The sequence below is a fragment of the Adhaeribacter radiodurans genome, from assembly GCF_014075995.1.
Taxonomy (GTDB): Bacteria; Bacteroidota; Bacteroidia; order Cytophagales; family Hymenobacteraceae; genus Adhaeribacter; species Adhaeribacter radiodurans.
In genome coordinates this window covers 3,536,497-3,551,924 of record NZ_CP055153.1, presented here as the reverse complement: position 1 = coordinate 3,551,924, position 15,428 = coordinate 3,536,497, and the positions used below count along the sequence as shown (strand labels likewise).

The 15,428-nt window shown below is 39.1% G+C and carries 9 protein-coding genes; 6 read left to right on the top strand and 3 right to left on the bottom strand.

The annotated features are described in order from the left end of the window. Positions 1-260 precede the first annotated feature (260 nt). The 3 genes from HUW48_RS14380 (at position 261) to HUW48_RS14370 (ending at position 3,086) form a co-directional block, all read left to right on the top strand. Positions 261-2,519 (top strand): PAS domain-containing sensor histidine kinase, encoded by a 2,259-nt coding sequence (locus HUW48_RS14380; RefSeq protein WP_182411613.1) that lies wholly within the window; start codon positions 261-263, stop codon positions 2,517-2,519. A 153-nt stretch (positions 2,520-2,672) separates the two neighbouring features. Next, positions 2,673-2,906, top strand: coding sequence for a BLUF domain-containing protein (locus tag HUW48_RS14375; protein WP_182411612.1), 234 nt, complete (start codon positions 2,673-2,675; stop codon positions 2,904-2,906). Positions 2,907-2,930: 24 nt separating this feature from the next. Further along, the gene (locus tag HUW48_RS14370) at positions 2,931-3,086 is read left to right on the top strand and encodes a hypothetical protein (protein WP_182411611.1); all 156 of its coding nucleotides are present in this window, start codon (positions 2,931-2,933) and stop codon (positions 3,084-3,086) included. Positions 3,087-3,256: 170 nt separating this feature from the next. Here HUW48_RS14370 and HUW48_RS14365 read toward each other — a convergent pair whose 3' ends face one another. Together HUW48_RS14365 and HUW48_RS14360 are read right to left on the bottom strand one after the other, a co-directional pair. Continuing rightward, the gene (locus HUW48_RS14365) at positions 3,257-4,600 is read right to left on the bottom strand and encodes an NAD(P)/FAD-dependent oxidoreductase (protein ID WP_182411610.1); all 1,344 of its coding nucleotides are present in this window, start codon (positions 4,598-4,600) and stop codon (positions 3,257-3,259) included. A gap of 380 nt (positions 4,601-4,980) precedes the next feature. Continuing rightward, the gene (locus tag HUW48_RS14360) at positions 4,981-6,066 is read right to left on the bottom strand and encodes an FUSC family protein (protein WP_182411609.1); all 1,086 of its coding nucleotides are present in this window, start codon (positions 6,064-6,066) and stop codon (positions 4,981-4,983) included. Positions 6,067-6,665: 599 nt separating this feature from the next. Here HUW48_RS14360 and HUW48_RS14355 point away from each other — a divergent pair. Continuing rightward, positions 6,666-7,073 carry a hypothetical protein gene (locus HUW48_RS14355; RefSeq protein ID WP_182411608.1) on the top strand — a complete coding sequence of 136 codons (408 nt, stop codon included), beginning with the start codon at positions 6,666-6,668 and terminating at the stop codon, positions 7,071-7,073. A gap of 308 nt (positions 7,074-7,381) precedes the next feature. On the opposite strand, the gene HUW48_RS14350 is transcribed toward HUW48_RS14355, so the two are convergent. Further along, entirely contained in the window at positions 7,382-7,660 is a 279-nt protein-coding gene (locus HUW48_RS14350) for a hypothetical protein (protein WP_182411607.1), read from the bottom strand. Between the two features lie 460 nt (positions 7,661-8,120). Here HUW48_RS14350 and HUW48_RS14345 point away from each other — a divergent pair, with 460 nt between their 5' ends. Both HUW48_RS14345 and HUW48_RS14340 read left to right on the top strand, forming a co-directional pair. After that, positions 8,121-10,121 carry a tetratricopeptide repeat-containing sensor histidine kinase gene (locus HUW48_RS14345; protein WP_182411606.1) on the top strand — a complete coding sequence of 667 codons (2,001 nt, stop codon included), beginning with the start codon at positions 8,121-8,123 and terminating at the stop codon, positions 10,119-10,121. Between the two features lie 918 nt (positions 10,122-11,039). Then, on the top strand, positions 11,040-15,173 hold the full coding sequence (locus HUW48_RS14340) for a T9SS type A sorting domain-containing protein (protein WP_182411605.1): 4,134 nt from the start codon (positions 11,040-11,042) through the stop codon (positions 15,171-15,173). The last annotated feature ends 255 nt before the right edge of the window (positions 15,174-15,428 follow it).

Sequence of the window (15,428 nt, the reverse complement as noted above, 5' to 3'; positions counted from 1 at the left end):
GTGCTAATACCAAAGAAGACGAAAGCGAGATTGCTGTAAAACTTTTCCTTAACTAGGAGTCCCTCGATTGGAATCCCAATCAATAGCTAAGTGTTTTTCTTCAAACGGGTGCACTGAACTAATCAACCTGCCTGCATTATATTCTAAATTTCAGAATTTCTTTTAATGGTTTATAATTTATTATCAACACTTTACGAAAGTTTTCGTTAAGAAATTTTAACTTTAACACTGCTCGTACTTAACCTATACTTATTGGAATTTTGGACTTTTCTGCGCAATCGTCAGGGATTTGGCCTAACCTAGCTGAAACCTTTCCGCTCGAAGAATTATTATTTACTTTTTTTGATGCCCTCCCGATGGGAGTACTCTTGATTAAACCAATATATAATGCAGAGTCTACCATAATTGATTTCGATTGTTTAAAGCTCAACGCGGTAGTGCAACAAATGCTACAATTGCCCGATGAGCCGGGTAAAACCTTGTTGCAGTTATTTGCGCAAGCCAACCAAACTGGCGTTTTCACCTTCTTTCGAGATACTTTTCTTTCCGGCGAAACAGGGTATTATAACTTTCTTTATCAGCAAAACGGACGTAGCTGCTATTACTACCTGGAAGCTCAAAGGCGCCAGCAAGGTTTGGTGGTGAAAGTAACCGATTTTGCCACCCAGGACTTGAGTGAAGTAGAACAACTTCTGAACCAGAGTAAAGCTCAGTCCATTTATAACGCCGCTAATCAGCAGCGGGCAGAACTCAAGCGGGTGCTGGATCAGGCACCGGTAGCTATTGCCATCTTCCGCGGGCCTCAATTTATTGTAGAATTTGCCAACGCCGCCATGTGTCGAATTTGGGGCCGCACGCCCCAAGAAGTAATTGGTAAATCCCGGTTTGTCGCCACATCGGATGCCCGCCACCAAAGGTTGAAGCAAAATTTTGAAAAAGTGCTGCGAACCGGACAGCCTTACCAGGTAAAGGAATATTTATTAGCCTTAGATCGTACTCAATCGGGCATTCCGGAAGATGTGTATTGTAATTTTACCTACCAACCCTTGTTAGATGAGCAGGGACACTCTATTGGAGTAATTGCCGTTGGGGTGGAGGTAAGTGAGCAGGTATTGGCCCGAAAACAGGCAGAAGAAAGTAACCGGCAAATGGTGGATCTAAATCTTCAATTGTCGGCTGTAATTGATGAATGGCAAAAGATTAGTGCCCAGCTCCGTTTAACAAACGCCGATCTATTTGCAACCCAACAGAGCTTACAACTTCTTAATGAAGACTTAGAAAGCCGGGTTATTGAACGGACAAAGGAGTTACAACGCTCCCAAGCGGAAGTTGAAAGTCAAAGGCAGCGACTGGAACGTTTAATTATGGAAGCACCGGCGGCAATCTGTATTCTTAACGGTCCCGAATTGGCGTATGAGTTGGTTAACCCACTGTATAAGGAACTAGCCCCAGGAGATTATTTTCAATTAGGCAAAGCCTTTATGGAATCATTCCCAAATAAAGAAAGTCATTTTTTATACCAGAAAGTTCGCCAGGTGTATGAATCCGGAATAACGTATGAACAACACAGTCTACTTATTCCCCGACTCGCAGAAAATCTAACGGAAGAACGCTACTTTAACTTTATTCTGCAAGCTCGTCGCGATGAGTACAACCAAGTTAATGGTATTCTGATTTTTGCCTATGAGGTATCTGATGAAGTAAAAGCTCAAATAAAGGTAAAGAAAAGCGAGAAGCAGGCCAAAGCATTGGCGGAAGAATTGTTCCAGGCGAACCAGGAGCTTCAGTTGACAAATCAGCAACTTACCCGAACCAACATTGATTTAGACAACTTTATTTACACTGCGTCGCACGATTTAAAAGCCCCCATCTTAAATATTGAAGGGTTAATACATGCCCTTTTGCGCCAATTAACTGCCGCCGGGTTTAAGTTAAGTTTGGTACAGGATATTACCGATTTTATCTTGGAATCGGTGCAACGATTTAAGCGCACTATTGCTCATTTAACGGAAGTCAGCAAACTACAAAAAGAATATTCTTCCGAACCAATTCTAGTTTCCCTTAACGCTGTATTAGCAGACGTACAATCAGACTTAAAGGCTACAATTCAAGAGTCTCAGGCCAAAATCGAACTAGATATTCACCATTGTCCTACTGTATGTTCCTCAGAAAAAAACTTACGTAGCATTATTTATAATTTACTTTCTAACGCTATAAAGTACCGCTCCGCGGAGCGAGCATTAATAATCCGCCTGAACTGCCAAAAAGAGGAGAAATACCAAGTGCTTTCGGTCCAGGATAATGGATTAGGAATTGATTTATCGCAACAGCATAAATTATTTATTATGTTTAACCGGCTGCACGATCACGTCGACGGTTCGGGTATGGGGCTATATATGGTAAAGAAAATTGTGGAGAACATAGGAGGTAAAATTGAAGTACAAAGTAATGTAAATGAAGGCTCAACGTTTAAAGTTTATTTTCCTCTAAAACCTACTTTTTCTAATAAGAAAGCTTAACTTTTATGTGAGAAGTTTAAAAATACGCTGGTATAAGCCTAAGGTAAAATTAATTTAGCGGAAAGTTTACCATATTAAATTTTCTGAATCTTATTTTTAGTATAACGAACAGTTATAAACTACTTACTTATTGGGATTCCGATGCATCATATTATGTACATAAGCACGGCAGTAATACATGTCCAGGAAACGGAGTTAAAGCAAATGCTCACTCAGTACCGTCACAACAACGAGCGGAACCATATTACGGGTATGCTTTTATACAGTGGCGAGAATTGCGTGCAATTGATTGAAGGACAGGAAGAAACTTTGCGCCAACTGCTCTCGAAAATAGTAAAAGATTATCATCATACAAACCTGATTAAATTGGCCAATGGCCCTATATAAGAACGGTTATTTGGTAATTGGTCAATGGGGTTTAAAGCAGTATCACCCGAAGAACTCTCCGAATTAAAGGGCTTTGTAAACTCACTGGATCCGGAATTCCTACACTCCTTACCAAAAGAAGAAGGATCGGCCATAAACGTATTGCGCCAATTTGCCGAGCATAATATAGACAACCATTAACCTTAATCGCTAATAATAATTACCATAAGGGCTATGGATAAAACCTGATAGGTTTAAAGCTTACAGGGTTGGTATGCTTTTAAAATACTATTCTGGTATTTAGTAAATATAAACTTGTTTCAGAAGTATAAACTATTAAAAACTAGCAAGCTGTGCCTCCTATCTTAAAGTTAATCTTCCCGGTAACGATTGACAAATTCCTGGCCTACCTGATCGTCTTTGCGCACAAATGGCCGGATGATTAAACGGTTACCTCTTTCGTAGGTAAAAAAGCGGTACATCCAGTTGCTTACCACTACCAGTTTGTTGCGGAAACCAACCAGGTAATAGATATGGACAAACAGCCAGGCCATCCAGGCTAGAAATCCGCCCAAATGTATATTGCCTGGCAGGTCTGCTACGGCCCGGTTACGACCAATAATGGCAAGAGAACCTTTTTCAAAATATTTAAAGGGTTGTAAAGGTTCGTTACGCAGGTTTCTATGCAGGTTTTTGGCCAGATGCTTGCCTTGTTGAATGGCGGGCTGCGCTACCCCAGGATGTCCCTTTGGATAGTCTTCCAATTTCATCAGGGCAATATCACCAATCGCAAAAATAGTATCGTAGCCTTTTATCTGATTATATTCATTCACCAAAATGCGGCCTCTTTCAACGGATTCGGTGGGTAAACCTTCTATTAAGGCTCCGGTTACGCCGGCTGCCCAGATTAAGGTCTGCGTCTGAATCTGTTCGCCGCTTTTAAATTTTACTACCTCTCCATCGTAAGATTCTACTAATGTATTTACTTTAATAATAATGCCCATTTTTGCCAGGTACCGGTGAGCCATTTCACTGGCTTTCGGCGACATAGGGGGCAGTACACGGTCGAGTCCTTCAACCAGGTAAATGTTCATTTTACTAAAATCAATTCCCGGATAATCTCCCGGTAAAATATACTTTCGCATTTCCGCCAAAGAACCGGCTAGTTCTACTCCCGTGGGTCCTGCTCCGGCAATGACAATGTTGAGCAAACTTTGTTTAATAGTTTCATCTTTGGTCATGCTCGCTTGCTCCAATGCCTGTAGTAATTGGCTACGGATATCAAGCGCGTGCGGAATTTGCTTTAGAGGAAATGAATATTGCTTAATTTGTTCGTTTCCAAAAAAATTAGTTTTTGTACCCGTAGCAATCACTAAATAATCATAGGCCAGTTCACCTATTAAAGTATTAACGGTTTTGGTAACGGGGTTTACTCCGGTAACCCGGACTAACCGGAAGTGAAAATCTTCAAAATCTTCATCGAACAATTTCCGGATGGGCTCGGCAATAGAATCAGGCTCCAGACCAGCAGTAGCCACCTGATAAAGCAAAGGCCAAAAACCATTGTAATTTTGTCGATCGAAAAGGACTACTTGAAAATGCTTTCCTGACAATTTCTTTATTAAGTTTATTCCGCCAAACCCCCCACCAATAACTACTACACGTGGTTTGGTGGTGGCCGGTATATTTAAAGAGAGTTTATCAACTTGAAGCATTCGTTTAAATTTTGAATGATTACGAGAAAAGTAAATTTGTAAATCTTTTAACCAGAAACGAGAATTGCTTTTTTTAGTTGGGAAAAACGCACCTAGCTATTCTTATTAAGCGTCTACTCTTGCTAATTACACTATATATAATGCAACTAAAAGTAAACTTTAAAACAATAATTTCCTGTTATTTGTTTTGCTTTTTCCAATTCAGCTTTGGTACATAAACTAGTACGGTGCCCAGGTTAAATTTACTAAATCACAAAGATCCCGGCCATTTATAGTTAAGGTATACGACTAAAAAATATACAACTAAATAAATGTAACGAAACTAAGTATGCTTAAAAATTTAATATAACACCAGTAAGGTTTTACCTGTGAATGTAAGCTTATACCAATCCCGCCTTTTCATTAACTGGAAACTGACTAGCCGTTTCGGAAACTATACGGCCTAAATCGGTGAGAATACTTCCTAAATCCCGTAAGGTTGCCAACGAATTTATTTTTGATAAGATATTTAAAGATTGCGCTTGTTCGCTTAAAGCCAAATGGATAGCTTCCTGTAAGGTATTTACGTTTTCTTCGGAAGCGTGTATAGCCGTTTGCCCATAAGCGGCAATGCATTGAGCAGTAGTTTCCATGGCTTTTATTAATTGTTCCAGGTACGTTGGCTCCAGTTGGTAATGCGCAATACTCTGTAAATCTATTAAGCCCCGGCGAATGCCTCTTATCTGAATAGTAATTCTTTGTAATTGCACAATGTTCTCGGTAAGCTGCCTGAGCCGAACTCTTTGGTGCGTTAGTAAAGGATTGTACTTAAGACTTTGGTTGGCTAAATCAAGTGTGTCTTCGCACTTTTCGGCTTCTTTAATAAGAATATCAACTTCTGAGCGGCCCGTTTTTCTTTTGGAACCGGAAGTATCCAGTACAGCAGTCAAACTAGCCAGGGTAGCGGCTGCCAGTTTACTAAAAGTTAATATACTTCGTTCCACATCTGGTACTGCATTCTGAGGAACTATCAAAGCATTTATTATTACCGCGATAACAGAACCAATAATAGTTTCAATTATTCTTTCGTAGGCATAGCCTTCTTTTGTTTGGCCAAAAGCTAGCACTAAAAGGGAACTGATTGCCACCTGCGAAATAATTTGCTGGTTCATGCGCAAAGCTTTGGCAATACCCATCCCAATTAAGATAATAAAAAAGATGGAAAAGGCGCTTACTTGAAACCATTGGCCTAAGAGCATACTAAGTAATACCCCACCCATAATACCAATAATTCGTTGGGTAGCTTTGTTTACGGAATCGGCAACTGTAACTTGTACAGTAATAATGGCGGCAACAGCAGCAAAATAAGGATATTCTGAATGCAGAAGACTGGTGGCTATTACCCAGGATAAAGAAGCTGCCAGAGCGGTTTTCAGTATTTGTAGAGTTAAACCAAACCTGCCAAGTATATCAATTATTCTTCCCATAAAGGCTCTTACTTTTCTGGTATTTATAAGTTGGATTTTGCTTACTAATTCAGGAGATAAAGTTTAGTAAATAGTGAAAGACTGGTTAAGCAAACTTTAAATTAAGGAAATAAACAAAAGGATCAAGATATTATATGTTAGACTTTTGTCAATTAACTAGTTTAATGTCAATGTTTTATTGTAGAAATTCCGACATCCGGTATTTAGAATTAAATTTGTCTAGCTAATTATTTACAAATTTTGTTTGGTTTAAAAATTAGTTTTAGGGACAGTGGTTAATAGAACGCCTTTAGATTGGAAACAAGCGCGTGTACAGGTGTTACTCTTGTCCAGAAAAGTTTAATTTTTCTAGCCAATTTGGCTCGTAGTATTATATAAATTAGCTTTAATCTCGTAATAAGGAGTAATTTATCGAAAGAATACCCTAACTTATAAGATTTATTTATATAAATTTATTAACAATTATTTGACTTATAAAAAGCTTTATTATCTTTGTACTACTCCTATTATTATTCCACACGAGTTCGAAAACTTAGTTTTACACTTAGTTAAAAGATGACTGATTAGTATGCCCTGTTTCTTAACTAATTAGATATTATATGACAACCGTCTCTACCATAAATTTAGTTAAGAAGCCTTTCATCGCCATTGAGCTGGATACTGAAAATGAGTGGCTTTACATTAATTGGCTGGGTTCAGCTAATCCGGAAACGGGCATAGCGGGCTGCGAAGATATTATTCAGGCTTTGGAAAAGTACCCGGTGCAAAAAATTTTAAATGATAATCGCAACCTGACGGGTAGTTGGGAGGATGGTATAAATTGGTTATTACAATCCTGGTTTCCTCGTTTTTTAGGGGTGGGCTGCTTTTATATAGCCTGGGTGCAATCTTCCTGCCCTAAAGGACAAGCTTCGTTGGGGCAAGCCCTTCAACACGAAATACCTAATGTTAGCGTATTAGTTTTTGATGATCTTGAAACTGCCGCTAGTTGGTTGAAAGAAATTTAGAATTTATAAAAGGTATAATTTTTAGGTATTTAAGATAGTCTGATCTATTTTAATCTATATTTTATTTTCAAGAATTTTACTTATATCCTCCTGATAAATCTCTGCTTGTTTCACGATTTATTTTTTTCATGGTTAAAAGCTGATTTTGCTTTTTCAGCATTAATATTTTTTCCAAGACTTCTTGCTCTGTTTTAACAGTGTATAATATAGGAATAGAGAGAACCTTTTTATTAAGTAACTACAATCCGTAAATTTATTGTATAACCGTAACTTAGTTTTGTGAGTAGGATTGATATGATGTTAAGGGTTTAAACAAGGCATACTTCTACATAATCCTTACAAATAATTACATCTTTTATTTTATGATTAGAATTAACATCGTCAATCCATTCTTTTATATTATCATCTAAATTGTCGTAAAATTGACTTAAATCAATTCGCATGCCCACTTGGGGTATTATGGGTAATTGTATCCGGTTGTTTAAGAAGTGTTCGTGAATAATTTTATTTACTTGTGTTACAACATCTTGTTCTTCCTGAGAGTATCCCGTGATTGCTTCTTCAATGAATAGTATGGCATCAATCATATCTTAATAACTTTAGTAAATTAGTTATAGCTTTTCTTATTTATTTAAGCGGCTTAATTTTTTGTATTTATCTGATGTATTCCAATAAGTAAACTAACTTTAACCTAGCTCTACTCCGGATTAGGTTATAAATTATTTTATATAACTTTTCTTATTTTGCAGGCGCGGCTATACCTGATTTATTCTTTACTCAAAGTTATTTCTATTAAAATAAAAAAATCATAATGGACTAATAAACCGCCTGATGGATAATTTCTATTACGTTATTGAAGTCCAGGAGGTAAGGCTTCTTCCCCTAAAATTGAACCTTTAAAGAGAACGAAAATATAATAATACTACAAAAAACATTGTACAATTAATTAAATGATTAATTAATTAAATACCGGGAATGTTTACCGGCGAAAGGCTGTATAAGAAACTACTAAATTGTGCTAGTCTTTATTCTAGTTGAATTTGTTCTATGAAGAAAATTTTACTTGTTATTCTATTTTTACCTTTTTTATTGCACGCGCAAAACCATTCGGTAGATAGTCTTCTGACTTTGATAAAAGCTAATCCTTCTAAAACCGGTATGGTAGATTTAAATTGCCAGCTTAGCCGGGCCTACCAATTTTCTGACATTGCAAAGGCGAAAAAACACGCTCAAACGGCCGTAAATTTAGCTTCCCGCTTCCAATTCAAAAGCAAGAAAGCCGAAGCTCTTACGCTCCTTGGATATGCGCATCTAGTGCTGGGAGAATACGACCAGGCCTTGGCTTGTCATTTTAAATCCTTAAATCTGGCGCAGCAAGCCCAGGATACTATGGTTATGGTGGCCTCGTTTAACGCAGTGGCAACTATGTATCATAAGATGGAAGACCAGAAAAGAGCTGTGCTTTATCTACAAAAGGCGGGCAGTTTGGCTCTATTGGCTAAGGATACGCTGGGATTGAGTCGGGTATATAACAACTTGGGGAATGTATACGAAGAAGAAAAAAAGTTTACCGAAGCATTTTCTTACTTTTCTAAGGCCGCTCGTATGCAGCGCCATTTAGGCCGCAATCGTAATTTAGCTATTAGTTTGCATAATATGGGCCATGTGCATATTAATTTGCCGCATCCGGAAAAGGGTCTGCCTTATTTATTTGAATCCTTAGAAATAAATCAAACCATTCAGAATAATATGCTGCGCTCGGGCACTTTGGGCAGTATTGCTCAAATATACGCCTTAACCGGCAAGTGTGATAAAGCCATGCAGTATGCCCACGAGAGTTATGACTGGGCCATTAAAACGAAATCAAGCAAGAAAATAAACCAGGCGGCCAAACTGTTGCAGCAATTTTACGCCGACCGCCAAGACTACGCGAATGCTTACCGGTACTTGAAAATCGTTAATCAACAAGAAAATATTCTGGATCTGGAACACCAGAAATTAAAGGCTGCGGAAACGACAGCCGAGTACGAAAGAGCGGTTCAGGTACTGCAACAAAAGAAATTTGCCGCTGAAAAAGAAAATCAAGCTTTAAAGATTAGAAAACAACAGGTAAACCTGGTTTTTAGTGCGGCTATGGTTGTGCTGTTAATGGTTCTTTTAGTCGTAGTTTACCGAAGCCGCCAAAGGTTTAAGTTTTCTTCGCGGCAATTAACAACTGCTAACCACCGGATGCAGATGCAAAATAAGGAGATTGAAAAACAACGGGCCGAGTTATACTCCCAGGCGCAAATTTTACAAAATCAAAACCGCATGCTCGAAAACCATAACAGTTTCAAGAGCCGCATATTTACTATTATTTCGCATGATTTGCGGGCGCCATTTAATTCTTTAAAAGGAATACTAACTTTAATTAAGATTAAGGAAATGTCGCGGGAGGATCTTAATTTACTATTTAACCTGCTCGACAAAGAAATGGAGCAATCCGTAGAAATGCTGCAAAGTTTATTAATTTGGTCTAAATCTCAGTTGGCAGGTTCCAACGTTACGCTAAAACCCGTAAACATTCAGCAGTTAGTTGCCGAGAATTTACAGTTAGTGGCTTCTAAAGCAGAAGAGAAAAGCATTGTTTTAGTAAATCTCATTTCAGAAAACAGTACCATCTCCACGGATCAGGAACGTTTAAATTTTGTTTTGAGAAATATAATTCACAATGCCATTAAGTTTACTTCTGCGGGCGGACAGGTACTCGTACAAACTAAAGAAGAAGCAGAAAAGGTTTGCATTTCGGTTAGTGACACTGGTCAAGGTATATCACCCTTAAATCTGAGCCGGCTTTTTCAAGAAGATAGGTTTACTACCCTGGGTACGAGCAGCGAAAAAGGTACGGGTTTGGGACTTATGCTCTGCAAAGAATTACTCGAAAGTATAAACGCGAGCATTACAGTAGATAGCCAATTAGGAATAGGAAGTACTTTTAAAATCCTGCTCCCAAATTCTACTCTAACCCAATCTTTTCTGGTCAGGACCGATGAATTAATTCTTAATTAATTGTTGACCCTATTCGAATGTTAAGAATTTAGTAAAGAGACACAAGTATTAAGAAGTTAAATTTTCGAGGAGATAAGTATTAGATTAGTAAGTTATTAATAGTAAGATCTCGCCATTAGATTTAGATTCTGTTCTTCGGGAGAAGTCTTTATTATCACTTATTAAAATAATCTCCTTTTAAAGGAAAACTTTATAGAAAACAGATTTACTTTACAATATTTTATCTCTTTACTAATTTCAAGTAAAGTCCTTTTACCACGATTTACTTATTTTTTTAGCACATTCCTAATTTTGGGCTATTGTTAATTAGTCATGGATGTAAAAGGAAAGTAATAAAAATTGTGTTTTTAAAGCAAGAATTTATTAGCGTTCGCACGTAGGTAGTTAAGGAAGTATAATTCAATACATTTGAAGCGTCCCTGCATTTTTTAAATTCCGTCTGTTCAAAGAACCATTTAACCATTTTAATTCCCCGCCTTACAATCTTTATTGTTTTAATTTTTTAAATAGAACATTCATTCTTTCCTTAAAATGCCCTAATTATGGGTAGATGATATAGCTGCTGGATGAATATTCTAGGTTTTAGAACAAAAACAAGATCAATTAAAAGCTATTAATAGCAAGCGAGATAGCAATAAACTACCTTTATTCAGTTTTAGTAAATTTTCAGCAAATAATTTCTTTTTTAAGCTTCCTGCTCGCTGATAACAATCTTAAAAAAGGCTTAATAACAGGAGGAAGAATTGTTTTTTATTCCTTAAAGTTGAATAAAACTATATAAAAATACCTAAGATTAGGTATTGTGGCTGGCTAAGAAAAGCTCTAACTTTCCTTTCTTTACTCCAGAAATAGAGTAACCATTAACATCCACCAAGGCGCTGTTTTTGGCACATTTCTTAAATTCCTAAGTAAAAATAAATGAAAACACCTTTAACTCTTCTTCGCTGGTGCTTTAGGCAACCAATACTTACCCGTAGATGGTGCTTGTTGATTTTCCTATTTATTTGTTGCAATATACCGCATTACTCTCAGGCTCAAACCAAAATTTGGGATAAAACTCTTGGCGGAGATAAAGATGAAAGGCTTAACATAATGATTGCAACCCCGGATGGAGGATACCTTCTTGGGGGTACTTCTACATCTAATAAAAATGGTGATAAGAGCGAACCTAACCGAGGCACAGCCAGTGAAAACGGTTTTTACTCTTCCGATTATTGGATTGTAAAGATTAATGCTACTGGCCAAAAAGTTTGGGATAAGAATTATAGTTATTTATTCGGCGTTCAGGAGATCAAAAATTTGCCAAATGGTGGATTTGTATTAGGCGGAACAGGGTCTGTGACTAGTAATAAAACTGGCTACACGATTGGTAAGCTTAATGCTTCCGGCAATACTCTTTGGAATAAAACGTATGGAGGAAATAACGCGGATCATTTGTATACACTACTGCTTACCAAAGATGGCGGGTATTTATTAGGTGGCTATTCTGAGTCGGGTAAAAGTGGGGATAAGAGTACAACTTATGTGGGGCATTGGGTAGTAAAGCTCGATGGTAATGGCGAAAAAGTCTGGGATAAGAGTTATGGCGGCAGCTCTCAGGATAATTACCGGGATATGGTAGCGGCACCGGACGGTGGTTATTTACTGGGCGGTACTTCCATAAGAGGGAAAGGAGGCGACAAAACGGAAGATAAAAGAGGTTATTGGGTAGTAAAGATAAATGAAAAAGGTACCAAACTCTGGGAAAAAACTTTTGGCGCATTAACATCCTATTTTTACTTAACTTCTTTGGTAGCTACAACCGATAATGATCTCTTATTGGGAGGTTATTCCAATTCAGATGTAAACGGGGATAAAAGCGAACCCAATAAGGGCGAAGCCAATTATGATAATTATGATTACTGGATTGTTAAAGTATCAGATACGGGAAAAAAATCACAAATTATTACCTTTAATAAGTCGCCGATAACCAAAACCTTCGGCGATACTCCTTTTATCTTGTCAGCTCAGGCTAGTTCAGGTTTACCGTTAAAATTTAGCCTCGTGTCCGGGCCAGCTACGCTCGAAAACAACACGCTTACGCTTACCGGTGCCGGTTTAGTAATCATAAAAGCTTCTCAATCCGGTAATGATACCTACAGTGCCGCTCCGGTAGCAACGCAAACCATAATTGCCGATAATCCTTCGTTGGTTACCAAACTCTGGGACAAAACATACGGGGGCATTTACAACGATCAGCTTACCGACTTATTAGCCACCCCGGATGGCGGGCATTTAATAGAAGGTATTTCCCGGCTTAATCTAAGGTTGGAACCTGGTTTCTCCATTATAAAAATTAATAAAGACGGGGACCAGGAGTGGCGCAAAGACCTGGGAGGAGATTCCGATACCAGGCTTTATAAAGGAATAACTACTCCTGATGGGGGTTATTTATTCGGTGGCTCCACTCATTTACAATCCATTGATGATGATAGTTATGAGTTCCTAGCAGTAAGAACAACTAGTGATGGTACCAAAATTTGGGAAAAGCGTTTTCATGGACCGGGTACTCTGGCTGATTTAATTGCAACACCAGACGGCGGGTATCTGCTGGGAGGTAGTACGGTAGATATCAAAGGCAGAGATAAAACCGAAAATCCCCGGGGAAAAAGTGATTATTGGCTGGTGAAAATAGATGGTGACGGTAACAGGGTCTGGGATAAAACTTTGGGTGGTTCCCAAATTGAGGAACTAACTTCCTTGGTAGCCACCCCAGACGGTGGTTACCTGGTGGGTGGTTCTTCTTATTCGGGGCAGGAAGGTGACAAGAGCGAAAAGGGAATTATAAGCAAATATAATAATCCAACTCCAGATTATTGGGTAGTAAAACTCAATGCCCAGGGTAAGAAGTTGTGGGATAAAACTTTTGGAGGAAATGAACGAGATAATCTGAAAGAATTGATAGTTGCTGCGGAGGGAGGTTTCTTATTAGCCGGAGATTCCTTTTCGGATAAAAGTGGTAATAAAAGTGAGCCTCAGATCAGTAATTGTAACGATCTGCAATTTGGTTGTTCTGATTATTGGATAGTGCGGATAGATGAAAACGGCACCAAGCTTTGGGATAAGACCTTGGGTACCTCAAATGGTGAAAATCTTGCTCGCTTAGTAGCCACTTCTGATGGAGGGTACCTATTGGGCGGTAGTTCTTTTGCGAACATAGATAATGACAAAAGCCAATTTAAACGGGGTGGTTCAGACTACTGGGTTCTAAAAATTAATCGTTCCGGAGAGAAAGTGTGGGATAAAACCTATGGTGGAAACGGATACGAAAATTTATCTGGTCTCGTAACTACTGCCGATGGTAGTTTTTTACTGGGTGGTACTTCTATCTCAGAGGTAAGCGGCGATAAGGATGCTCCTAAGTTAGATAATCATCCAAGTCAGGTTGGGGATTTTTGGCTAGTTAAAATCAAAGACGAATCCGGACAAACAATTTCTGCCTGGAACCTGCGCTACGGTGGTGCGGGTAGCGAAGGCTTTACCACTATTATAAAAACTTCTGATGGAGGTTATTTATCGGGTGGGTACACGAACTCAGGAGTGAGTGGCGATAAAACGCAAAACAGCCAGGGTAAGAACGATTTCTGGATTGTGAAAACGGATGCCTTGGGTAAAAAGCTCTGGGATAAACGTTACGGTGGCTCGAGCGATGATTACCTCAACCGCATTATTCAAACTTCGGATGGCGGTTACTTGCTGGCTGGTTCTTCGCTTTCGGGTATTACTGGCGACAAGAGCCAGGCCAGCCGCGGCGACCGGGATTATTGGATTGTGAAGATTTCCAATACCGGCGAGAAACAATGGGATAAACGTTACGGCGGTTCGGGTTATGATGAACTTAAAAAAGTAATTCAACTCTCTACCGGCGAATACATATTAGCGGGTTACAGTAACTCACCGGCTAGTGGTGATAAAAGCCAGGGAAGCCAGGGAGGCCACGATTACTGGTTAGTAAAAGTAAGCAGCACCGGTACAAAAATCTGGGATAAACGCTATGGTGGCAACTTAAACGAAGCTTTAGGCGGCATTGTATTAACTTCTGATAACGGGTTTTTGCTCGGCGGCAGCTCTTTATCTGGTAAGAACGGCGACAAGAGTGAAGAAAGCCGGGGCGGGAGTGATTTCTGGTTATTACGCACTGATAAAAACGGTGATTTGCTTTGGGATAAGACGTATGGTGGTAGTGGCCAGGACGAAGCGTATTCCGTTGGGCGAGCTGGTGAAAATGAATTCTTTATCTCGGGTCAAAGCGATTCACCTGCAGGTGCAGATAAAACGCGAGATAGCCAGGGTGGCAAAGATTTCTGGTTTATTAAAATAGCGGGTACCGGCGCTAAAATCTGGGATAAACGCTTTGGTGGCACCAAAGACGAGGAACTCCGGGCCAGTATTCAGACGAGCGATGGCGGCTATATTTTGGCAGGGAAATCTTACTCGAACAAGAGTGGCAACAAACGACAAGACAGCCAAGGCTCCAGTGATTACTGGATGGTAAAAACCGATGCCGACGGCATGTACCAGTGGAGTAAAACTTTTGGCGGTAATGCATCCGAAGAACTACGAGCTGTTATCCAGACCAATGATGGTGGATTGCTACTGGCAGGAAAGTCCGATTCAGGGATAAGCGGCGACCGAACTCAGCCGAGCCAGGGCGGTACGGATTATTGGCTCGTGAAAATAGCGCCGGAAACCACGCTAATTGTAGCAGTTAGAGAAGCAACGAAAGCAAAAGAACCAATCGTTATATCAGAAAAGATGGTATTACAGGCCTATCCTAATCCATTTTCGAATAAGGCAACCATTCGGTTTACCCTACCAAAAACAGAATTTGCGACGGTAAATGTTTACGACAGCCAGGGGAATGTAGTAAGCACTTTGTTCCAGGGAGAAGTGCAAGCTAACCTAAAATACCAGGTAGAATGGCAAGCAAAGAATAACCCAATCGGTTTGTATTACCTACAGCTGCAAACGCCAACTTCCCGGAGCCAATTTAAAATGCTCCTGATCAAATAATAAACTGTTTAGTAAAAATTATAAAGGGAATTAGAAGATGTTCTAATTCCCTTTATAATTTATTAGGATATCAAATTGAAGTTTTATACCTGATTGTACTAACCTGCTTGCCTTATTAAGAGGAGATAAATTCTGCAGTTTTGACAACAGGATTGTCCGGGACATGAATTGGCAGGGAGATAAAACTCTTTGTTCTACTTTTCGAGTCATCTAGGAAGAATCTAACCAGCAGAAAAGAGGAACCTGTGAAAATTA